We start from the raw sequence: 9908 nt of genomic DNA on the forward strand, positions 1-9908 counted from the left end.
CCGCTCACTGGTCAGCATCGGGCGGTAACGGACGGTCGTGGTATTGGAAACACTCTTGACAGAAAGCCACGATATCGACATACTTCGCTCCAGAGAGCGCTCTCTATCCTGGTCAAGCGCCTCCACCACCCCCACGCTGAGGAGCCTCCCGTGTTCACAGCCCGGCCCAGCCTCCGCTTCCGCCCTCTCGTACTCCTGGCGGTCGCCCTCGTCGCGACCACGACGGCGCTCGTCCTCCCGGCGCACCCCGACCGGGCCGAGGCCGCCATCGGCCCCATCACCTGGCAGGACGAGTTCAACTCCCCCGCCGGCACCCCCGTCGACCAGAACAAGTGGCGGTTCGACATCGGCGGCGGCGGCTGGGGCAACAACGAGCGGCAGTACTACACGAACAGCACCAGCAACGCCGTCCACGACGGCCAGGGCAACCTGGTCATCACCGCCCGTCGGGACAACCCCGCCAACTACCAGTGCCACTACGGGCGCTGCGAGTACACCTCCGCGCGGTTGCTGACGGCGGCCACCTTCACCCAGACGTACGGGCGCTTCGAGGCCCGGATCAAGATCCCGCGCGGCCAGGGCATCTGGCCGGCCTTCTGGATGCTCGGCACCGGCGGCGGGTGGCCCGACGCTGGCGAGATCGACGTCATGGAGAACATCGGCCGGGAGCCGAACACCGTCTACGGCACCGTGCACGGGCCCGGCTACTCCGGCGGCGGCGGCATCACGGGCAGCCGCACCCTCGGCGCGCCGCTCGCCGACACCTTCCACACCTACCGGGTGGACTGGGAACCGAACGTGATCACGTGGTACGTCGACGGCGTGCAGTACCACCGGGTCGATCCCGCTCGGCTCGGCGGCAACCGCTGGGTGTTCGACCACCCCTTCTTCATGATCCTCAACGTGGCGGTCGGTGGTAACTGGCCCGGCTACCCGGACGGCTCGACCCAGTTCCCGCAGCAGATGCTCGTCGACTACGTCCGGGTGTCCAGCTACACCTCGGGCGGGGGCGACCCGGGGGCCGGCACCAGCCGGATCCGGGGTGCGCAGAGCGGTCGTTGCATCGACATCCCCGGCGCCAACCCGGTGGAGGGCGCCAAACTCCAGATCTGGGACTGCAACACCACGGCGGCCCAGAGCTGGACCTTCGCCTCCGACGGGACCCTCCGCGCGATGGGCAAGTGCATGGACCCGGCCTGGGCCGGCACCGCCAACGGCACCGAGGTCAACCTGGTCAGCTGCAACGGCAACAGCGCCCAGCGCTTCACCCTCAACGCCGCCGGCGACCTGGTCAACCTGAACGCCAACAAGTGCGTGGACGTACGGGAGGCCAACCCCAACAACGGCGGCAAGCTGCACCTCTGGGACTGCCTCGGCGCGGCCAACCAGAAGTGGTCTCGCATCTGACCACCCGCTCACCGGTGGGCCGTCCGAGCGCAGCTCGGGCGGCCCACCGGTGTGTGTCCGCGTTCCCGGCAGACCGATTGGCTCGATGAAGGCAGCGGCCAGGCTTGCGCCCTCTATGTTCGGATTAATCCACAATCTGGCAGTTCCGGGAGTGAGCTCATGTCGCACCACCTCGATACGCCCCTCGCCGCCCAGGGCGGCCAGCTGTACATCGACGACCTCTTCGTCTTCAACGGCGACCGCGCCACTGTCTTCGTGATGGACGTGAACAGTTCGGTGACCAAGGCGGACATCAAGCGCGGCTTCCACGCCGAGGCGCGCTACGAGATCAAGATTCACATCAATGGCGCCGAGGCGGAGGACCTGACCTACCGGTTCGCCTTCGGCGAACCGGACGGCGACGCCCGGCAGGCCCTCCAGTTGTACGAGCTCACCGGGGCCGACGCCCGCGACGACGCCGCGATGGGCACCCCCATCGTCGAGGGGCGGACCGGCGAGGTCACGGCCGGCGGCAACGTGCGGGTCTGGGCCGGCCGGATCACCGACCCCTTCTTCATCGACCTCGACGAACTCGCCACCATCAACGGCGCGGTCAAGAACGGCTCAGTGGTGGACCGTTCCGCGTGGCGGGCCGACCAGGCCAGGAACAGCTTCGCCGGCACCACCGTCGAGTCGATCGTTCTCGAGGTCTCCCATGACGAGCCACTGCTGCGCGAGGGCACCGAGATCGGCGTGTGGTGTCGCACCCTGCTGGCCACCGACGCCGGCGGCTGGCGCCAGATCAACCGCGCCGGCCACCCCATGATGTGGCCGATCTTCTGGCCCCACGACACCGACTTCTCCGACCCCGCCAACTTCCGGCACCCCGGCAGCGACCTCGCCGAAGGCGGCGAGGAGATCGCGAACGCGGTCGCCGGGGTCGTCAAGGCGAACGGCACCGCGCCGGATCCACAGGCGTACGGCTGGAGCGTCGCCCGGCAGCTCTACCCCGACCTGCTGTCGTACACGGTCGGCACGGCAGCGAACTTCGGCTTCGCGGGCCGCAACGGACGGGGCCTGGCCGACAACGCGCCCGAGGTGATGTTCTCCCTGGTTCTCAACACCGCGACCACCTCCGGCCTCACCTCGGAGGTCACCAAGGCGGCCCGTTCCGCCACGTTCCCGTACGTGGTTCCGGCCTGAGGCTGCTCGCGGGGCTCGGCGGCCAGCAGGGCGCCGGCCCCTCGCCGAGACCGAACACGACCACCGGCCGACGACCGGGTGACGTTCGCGTCGTTCAGCCCGTTATAGGCGTTTTGCGTAGTTAGTCTCGGAAGCGCTTCCCAGGTTTTCTAGGACGAAGGAGACTCGATGCGCAGAAAGATTCTCGCGGGCCTGGCCGGCGTTGCCGCCGTCGCCGCGCTCGCCGGACCCGCCGCCGCGGACACCACGGGCAACACTGTCGTCACCCTCACCGTCGACGCCGCCGGTGGTCTGTCGATCACTGTGCCGTCGACGGCGAACATCGGCAACGGCGTGGAGGGCACGACCGTCTCCGGTCAACTCGGCCCGGTCACCGTGCTGGACCAACGCGGGTCGCTCACCCCCAACTGGACCGCCAACGTCATCTCCACCGACTTCACCACCGGCGGCGGCAGCTCCGGCGAGACGATCCCGAACATCAACGTCCTGTACTGGTCCGGCCCCGCGACGGCGACCGCCGGCGGCGGCACCTTCACACCGGGCCAGCCGACCTCCGCCGACGCGGTGGTCATCAACGTGCCCCGGACGGCGATGACCCACACCGGCGGCACCGGCAACAACTTCGCCACCTGGAACCCCACCCTGGTGGTGAACGTGCCCGTCGGCACCGTCCAGGGTGTCTACACCGGGACGGTGACACATTCGGTGTTCTGAGCCGCTCGGCCGGCTGGTGCTGCTGACCTCGGTCGCCCTCGTGGCGCTCGGGGTTTCGGCGGCACCAGCCGTTGCCGTGCGGGAGCAGCGACACGATCCGGCCGAGGAGGCCGCGATCAGCATCCGGATGCTGGACATCCCGGCGAGTCGGGTGCAGGATCCCCGCGCCCGGGTCTACATCGTGGACCACCTGAAGCCCGGGGCGACGATCAACCGCCGGGTCGAGGTGCAGAACACCTCCGCCGAGACGCAGAAGATCGAGTTCTATGCCGGCGCCGCGTCGGTCGAGAACAACGCCTTCACCGTGCCCGAGGGGCGCACCGGCAACGAACTCAGCGGGTGGATCCGGCTGAGGACCGCCGCGATGCGGCTGGACCCGGGCGAGCGACGACCGGTCGAGGTCGAGGTCGCCGTGCCGGAGAAGGCCTCGAAGGGCGAGCGGTACGCCGCGATCTGGGCACAGGTCACCAGCGCGACGGAAGGCGCCGGCAACGTCACCCAGATCCACCGGGTGGGCATCCGGGTCTACCTCGACGTCGGTCCGGGTGGTGAGCCGCCAACGGACTTCCGGATCGAGGGGTTGGCCGCGGAGCCCGGCACCGGCGAGTTCCCCGTCGTCACCGCGAAGGTCACCAACACCGGTGAACGCGCGCTGGACATGACCGGCACCCTGTCGCTGACCAAGACCGCGGTCCAGGCCGGACCGTTCAAGGTGACCAACGGGGTGACGATCCTGCCCGGCCAGAGCGGTCAGGTTCGGATCGAGGTCAACCAGACGCTGCCCGCGGGGACCTGGGACGTGCACGCGACGCTCGCCAGCGGCACTGTGCAGCGCACCGCGACCGGGAAGATCGTCCTTCCCGTCGCGGCGCCGATGACGGTCTCGGCCTCCAGCGGGCCGAGTTGGCTGGTCTACCTGGTCGGCGGGATCGCCCTGCTGGTGCTGGGCACCCTTGGTGGCTGGCATCTCGTCCGCAGGCACCGGACCCGGTTGGCCTGACGCCCGCACCACCGCAGAGACTGCCCGGCCGTTGCCTTCCAACGGCCGGGCAGCGGCGTCCCGCCAGCGAAGCGACCCTAGATGACGGAGTGGGTCACGACCGCCACGTAGTCGCCGACCACCACTCCGGACGGGATGGCCACCCACAGGGTGGGGTTCCATGTCGCGGCGTTCGGGCCCCCCGCCTGGCCGGACCACCCGGCGGCGGTACGCGGGGTGGACAGCGACGCCCCGGGCTGCGGCACGAAGGTGCCGATCCCGGTGCTGGCCAGGGCGGGCCCGGAGGCGTACGTGATGTTGCTGGTGGGGATGGTCTCGCCGCCCGAGCCGGAACCCGTGGTGAAGCTCGTGCTGGAGACGACGCTGACCCAGTTTCCGGAGAACGGCCCCCGGTCGTCGGTGACGGTCACCGGACCGAGTTGGCCTGAGACGCCGGTCGTGCCCGAGGTGACGGTGCCGAGTGCGGAGACCGCCGGGACGCTGATGGAGAGCCCGCCGAGCGGGGTGATGACCAGGTCGACCGGTCGGGTCGCGGACTGGTCGAACGAGTCGGTCACCCGGACGGTGAACGGGAACGTCCCGGCCTCGGTGGGCGTGCCGGAGAGCAGCCCGGTGAGCGGGTCGAGGGTCAGCCCGGCCGGCAGGCTCCCCGCGCTGACCGCCCAGGTGAACGGGCCCGTGCCGCCGGTGACAGTCAGCTGGTACTGGTACGGGTCGTACGCCTTGCCGGGTGGGGGCGGTGGGAAGGTCAGCGTCGGTGGCGCGTTGACGGTCACCGACGCGGAGGCGGGCGACTGTGGACCGGTCCCGGCGGCATTCGTCGCGGCCACCTGGAAGGTGTACGAGGCACCGGCGGTCAGCCCGGTGACGATCTGGGTCGTGGCGGTGCCGGTGAAGACCCGGGGGGTCTGCGCCACGGCACCGAGGTAGGGCGTCACCGTGTAACCGGTGATCGGCGACCCCCCGTTGGCCGGGGCCGTCCAGCTCACCGTGGCGGCGTTGGTGCCCGCGGTGGCCGAGGTGTTCGTCGGGGCCGCGGGCACCGTGTACGGGACCACCGCCGCCGAGGGTGGGCTGGCCGCACCGGTGCCGTAGGCGTTCACCGCTGCCACCCGGAAGGTGTACGACGCGCCGACGGTCAGCCCGGTCAGGGTGCGACTGGTGGTGGAGGCGTCGAAGGTGACTGTCGGTTGGGTGACGCCGTCCCGGATCGGGGTGATCAGGTAACTGGTGATCGGGCTGCCGTTGTTCGCCGGCGCGGTCCAGCTCACGGTGGCGCTGGCGCCACCAGCGACAGCGGTGGGCGTGCTCGGCGTGCCGGGGGCGGACGCGTAGACGTAGCTCGCCGATCCGGCGGAGCCTCGGGTGACGACGCTGACCGTGACTGTCGCCGGGCTGGACCGGGCGGGCATGGCGGAGATGCCGAGGGTGCCGTCGGGGTTCACGGTGAAGCAGCCGGCGGCCGGGCCGGAGGTGCACGGCACCAGCAGCACCGACGTGCCGGCCTGCTGCTCGGCGGCCGTACCGATGGTGATCGCTGTCGCTGCGGTGAGGTTGCTGCCGCCGACGGTGACCGGGATGCCTCCGGAGACCGTGCTCTGCGCCGGGGTGACGGTGACGCCGCTCGGTGCGGTGGCCGGCGCGACCGGGGTGGTGCCGGTGGCGAGACCCGGGTTCGCGTCGATCGACGACGAGGTCGCCACCGTCGCGGTCTGGATCTGTGCCGGCGTCACGCCGGTGCCGGTGACGGTCGCGGTGACCGTGATGGGCGGCAGGAAGGTTCCGCCGGCGAACGGGCCGTTGCTGTTGGTGCAGGTGACGCTCTGACCGGAGGGTGCGCCGCAGACCCAACCGGAGCCGAACGCGCCGCGCGGGACGACACCGGCGGGGAGGGTCTGGGCGACCGAGATCGGTGCCGTCTCGGCGGTGCCGGCGTCGACTCCCGCGGTGATCGAGTAGGTCACCGGGTCACCGGGCTGTGGGGTGGCACCGACCGCGCTGGTCTGCGCCACGTTCAGGTCGGGTACCGGGTTGAAGCTGACCGCCCGGGCGTCGTCGACCTCGTGGAAGTCGGTGACCGAGCCGGTCGAGCCCACCCAGCCGAAGGCGAGTTGCCGAGGGTAGCCGTTGGCGTTGAGCCAGGTCGGCGACGGGTACAGGCTGGGCGACACCACCGGGAGCGCGCCTTCCAGGGTTCGGGCCTGCCCGCCGACCGGGGTGAATCTGACCCGGTACTGGCCGGCGGGAGCGGTGATGCCGGTGTCGGTGGTGTACGACGACGAGGTGGTGTTGACGACGACCTCGACCGGCACCACCGACGCCGCTCGGGTGCTGGCCCGCAGCGGCAGCGCAGGAGCCGAGGTGCTTGCGGCGGTGCTGTTCAGCGCGCAGTAGCCGACCCCGTTGCGGCCCGGTCCCCGGACCACCACCTGGCCGGGGACCCGCGCGTTGGTGGTCGAGATGTACGGCGGGTTCGTGCAGCCGGTGCCCTGGTACGTGCTGTTGCTGAAGTTGCCGAAGACGTCCAGGCCGATGCCCAGGTAGCCGTTGGAGAGTCCCGCCGACACGCCGTTGAAGGCCGCCGAGTAGCCCAGCGAGCCGCCCGACGGGCCGAGGGTGGACGGCGACCTCGGGTTGGCCGGGTCGACGGCGGCCAGCGCGAAGGCGAGGCCGTCCGCGCCCGGGTTGCCGCCGCCGTACTGGTAGGTGTTGAAGGTCAGGTGCAGGCCCTGCGAGGTGGGGACGCTCACCGCGCCGAACACCCCGCCCTGCCGGTTGACGGTCGCGGGGGTGAGGCGCAGTTTGCCCGCGCCCTGCGGGTCGGTGGCTGTGGTGCAACTCAGCAGTGGGCCGGTGGTGGAGTTGCCGGCCGCGCTCAGGCAGGCGGCGTTGGTAGTCCCGGTGCCGGGCACTGCTGGCAGCGACACCGCGCCGATGCCGTTCGCGGTGTTCTGGTGAAAGGGCTGGTCGAACAGGACGGAGCCGGCCGCCGACGCCGGGAGCGGTTCGACCACGAGCATCCCGGCGAGCACGACGATGATCAGCGCCCCGGCGCTCGACGGACCACGCCGGTTCCACAACGACATGCCCACTCCCAGCTTTCACTCCAGTACCGATTCGGACTATAACCCCCAAAAACACCCATAATTTCGGTACTCGGATAACCGCGGCAGGCCGACGACCGCCAGCGGAAACGGACCGACCCCCGCCGGCACTCCTGCCGAGGGGGTCGGTCCGTGCGAGATTCGGGACGAGGGCGCTCAGCCCTCGATGTCGCGGGGGTCACGGCTGCGGGGGTAGGTGTTCTTCTCCCCGATCGTGCCGTCCTGCTTCTTGACCACGTGTTCGACGCCGCGGTCGGCCGCCATCTCGCGGCCCTGGGCCTGCGCGTCGGCCTTCACGTCATGCGTGCTGCTGGCCCGCTCGTTGCCCTCCGGCTTGTTCTTCCACTGACCGTCCTCGTGGTACGTGTCGACGTCACCCTTGACCATGGCCGGCTCCTCCCTGGGTCCGAACTGTTCCCCGAATCAGTGCCCCGAGAAGCACCGGGCAAACCGCCGTCCTCAGGAGACGGCCGGGCAGTTGTTGCTCACCCGCCGCAGGATCTGTTCGCGTTCGTCGGTGGTGATGCCCGACGGCTCGCCGTCGAAGTGCGTCTCGACCTTCTCCCAGCCTCGGCGCTGCTCGTAGTGCAGGTGCGGCGCGCCGGAGTTGCCGGTGCTGCCCAGTTTCCCGATCTGCTCGCCCTGGGCGACCTTCTGACCCACCTCGACCAGTGGTGGTTCGAGCAGGTGCAGGTACTGCGTCTCCCACTTGCCGCCGTGATCGATCTTCACCCAGTAACCGCCGCCGCGCCCGCGCGGACCCTCCGGGTTCTCCGGGGTACGACCACCGAGCGACCCGTTGACGCCCGCCACGGTGACAGTTCCGGCATAGGACGCGAGCACCGGCCGCCCCCACGTCTCGCCCTCGACGGGAAAGAAGTCGACGTCGTAGTCGTCGTGGCCGGGATAGGTGCTGAGCTGCCACGTCTCCCCACAGGCCACCGGCATCTGGAAGAGCGGACGCGGCCCGGCCGGTCGCAGCATCGGCACCGCCACCACCGCGATGCCCAGGACGGCCGCCACCGCGACGAGCGCGAGGAGGACGCGGATGGCACGGCGTCGGGGGCGGCGGTGGGCACGGGCTCTGGCGGGGCGGCCGGTCGTCACCGGCCCGAGCATGGCAGATCCCGGCAACGCCACGGCGCCGGGTCAGCGCCTCAAAGCCCTGTCGCACCGCGAGCGGTGACATTGCAGTCGCATCGTCAACGAGGTACCGTCGCATTCAATGCAGTTGTATTGCAAAGAGAGTGGGCCCCCATGCACGTGATCCCGTTGTCCGAGGCGACCACCGACCTGCTCGACCTGGTCGGCGGCAAGGCCGCCGGGTTGGGCGAGCTGATCCGGCGCGGCGAACGGGTCCCCGAGGGCTTCTGCGTCACCACCGAGGCACACCGACTCGGCGTGGTACCGGCCGCCGAGGTCGTCGCCGCGTACCAACGGCTCGGCGCGGGCCGGGTCGCGGTGCGCTCCAGCGCCACGGCGGAGGACCTGCCCGACGCGAGCTTCGCCGGGCAACACGACACCGTGCTCGACGTCGTCGGCGACGCCGAGCTGATCGCCGCCGTCGAGAAGTGCTGGGCCTCGCTGCACAGCGACCGGGCGACCGCCTACCGCGACGCCCGACAGATCGACAACCGGCAGGTGCGGATGGCCGTCGTGGTGCAATGCATGATCACGCCCACGGTGGCCGGGGTGCTGTTCACCGCGAACCCGCTGAGCGGGCGGCGCGACGAGATGACCGTCGACGCGGCCCCCGGTCTCGGCACGGCCGTGGTGGACGGCGCGGCGACTGTGGACCACTACGTCCTCGACGGCGTCAGCCGAGCCGACACCGGCTGCCTGACCTCCGCACACCTGGCCGATCTGCGCGCCACCGGCGAACGGTTGCAGGCCCACTTCGGTTGCCCGCAGGACATCGAGTGGGCGATCGACGCGCACGACGTCCAGTGGCTGCTGCAGGCCCGGCCGATCACCACGATGTTTCCGCAGCCGCCGGCCACCGACAAGCCCCTCCCCCGGGTCTACCTGGAGTTCGGTCACGTCCAGGGCATGCTGCGACCGGTCACCCCGATGGGCATGGCGACACTGCGGACGCAGATCACCGCCATGCTGGCCGCGCTCGGGGTGCGGGTGGAGATCGTGGACATCGGTGGGCGGCTCTACGGCGACCTGACCGACCTGGCCCGGGACCGGTCGTCGCGCAAACGGCTGGTCAAGCTCATGGCTGTCGACTTCGGGCCGCGCGCCCAGGCGGTGATGGAGCACCTGCTGGACGACCCCCGCTTCGCCCCGACCAACGGCGGCCCCCGCCGCGGCCGGGCCCCGGGGGCCGCCTCGCTGCGGACGGCCCGGCGTGCGGTGGTCGGGATCCTGCGGGCGCTGGCCCGTCCCGACACCGCACGGATTCGGATGTTCGAGGCGGTCGAGCGGCTGAGGACCCGGTCTGCGGCCCCCGCCGACCTGCGCACCGCCGCCGACCGGCTGCGCTTCGTGCAGACGGC

At 70.8% G+C, this 9908-nt stretch carries 8 protein-coding genes; 5 read left to right on the forward strand and 3 right to left on the reverse strand.

Going from position 1 to position 9908, the window contains the following annotated elements:
* Nucleotides 1-150 precede the first annotated feature (150 nt).
* The 4 genes from KBX53_RS11385 (at nucleotide 151) to KBX53_RS11400 (ending at nucleotide 4303) form a co-directional block, all read left to right on the forward strand.
* The gene (locus KBX53_RS11385; RefSeq protein ID WP_210859041.1) at nucleotides 151-1407 is read left to right on the forward strand and encodes a glycoside hydrolase family 16 protein; all 1257 of its coding nucleotides are present in this window, start codon (nucleotides 151-153) and stop codon (nucleotides 1405-1407) included.
* 159 nt (nucleotides 1408-1566) lie between these two features.
* Nucleotides 1567-2589, forward strand: a complete 1023-nt coding sequence (locus tag KBX53_RS11390; RefSeq protein WP_030335988.1) for a DUF4331 family protein — start codon at nucleotides 1567-1569, stop codon at nucleotides 2587-2589.
* A gap of 168 nt (nucleotides 2590-2757) precedes the next feature.
* Nucleotides 2758-3303, forward strand: coding sequence for a hypothetical protein (locus KBX53_RS11395; protein ID WP_210859043.1), 546 nt, complete (start codon nucleotides 2758-2760; stop codon nucleotides 3301-3303).
* 16 nt (nucleotides 3304-3319) lie between these two features.
* Nucleotides 3320-4303 carry a hypothetical protein gene (locus tag KBX53_RS11400; RefSeq protein ID WP_210859045.1) on the forward strand — a complete coding sequence of 328 codons (984 nt, stop codon included), beginning with the start codon at nucleotides 3320-3322 and terminating at the stop codon, nucleotides 4301-4303.
* Between the two features lie 77 nt (nucleotides 4304-4380).
* On the opposite strand, the gene KBX53_RS11405 is transcribed toward KBX53_RS11400, so the two are convergent.
* The 3 genes from KBX53_RS11405 to KBX53_RS11415 form a co-directional block, all read right to left on the reverse strand.
* Nucleotides 4381-7389, reverse strand: a complete 3009-nt coding sequence (locus tag KBX53_RS11405) for a fibronectin type III domain-containing protein (protein WP_210859054.1) — start codon at nucleotides 7387-7389, stop codon at nucleotides 4381-4383.
* Between the two features lie 174 nt (nucleotides 7390-7563).
* Nucleotides 7564-7794: a DUF2188 domain-containing protein gene (locus KBX53_RS11410; protein WP_030335996.1), complete on the reverse strand. Its 231-nt coding sequence runs from the start codon at nucleotides 7792-7794 to the stop codon at nucleotides 7564-7566.
* A gap of 72 nt (nucleotides 7795-7866) precedes the next feature.
* The gene (locus KBX53_RS11415; RefSeq protein ID WP_030335998.1) at nucleotides 7867-8526 is read right to left on the reverse strand and encodes a M23 family metallopeptidase; all 660 of its coding nucleotides are present in this window, start codon (nucleotides 8524-8526) and stop codon (nucleotides 7867-7869) included.
* Nucleotides 8527-8664: 138 nt separating this feature from the next.
* Here KBX53_RS11415 and KBX53_RS11420 point away from each other — a divergent pair.
* On the forward strand, nucleotides 8665-9908 hold a 1244-nt coding region (locus KBX53_RS11420; protein ID WP_305797939.1), incomplete at its 3' end, for a PEP/pyruvate-binding domain-containing protein.

It is taken from the genome of Micromonospora sp. M51 (genome assembly GCF_018070305.1).
Taxonomy (GTDB): domain Bacteria; phylum Actinomycetota; class Actinomycetes; order Mycobacteriales; family Micromonosporaceae; genus Micromonospora; species Micromonospora parva.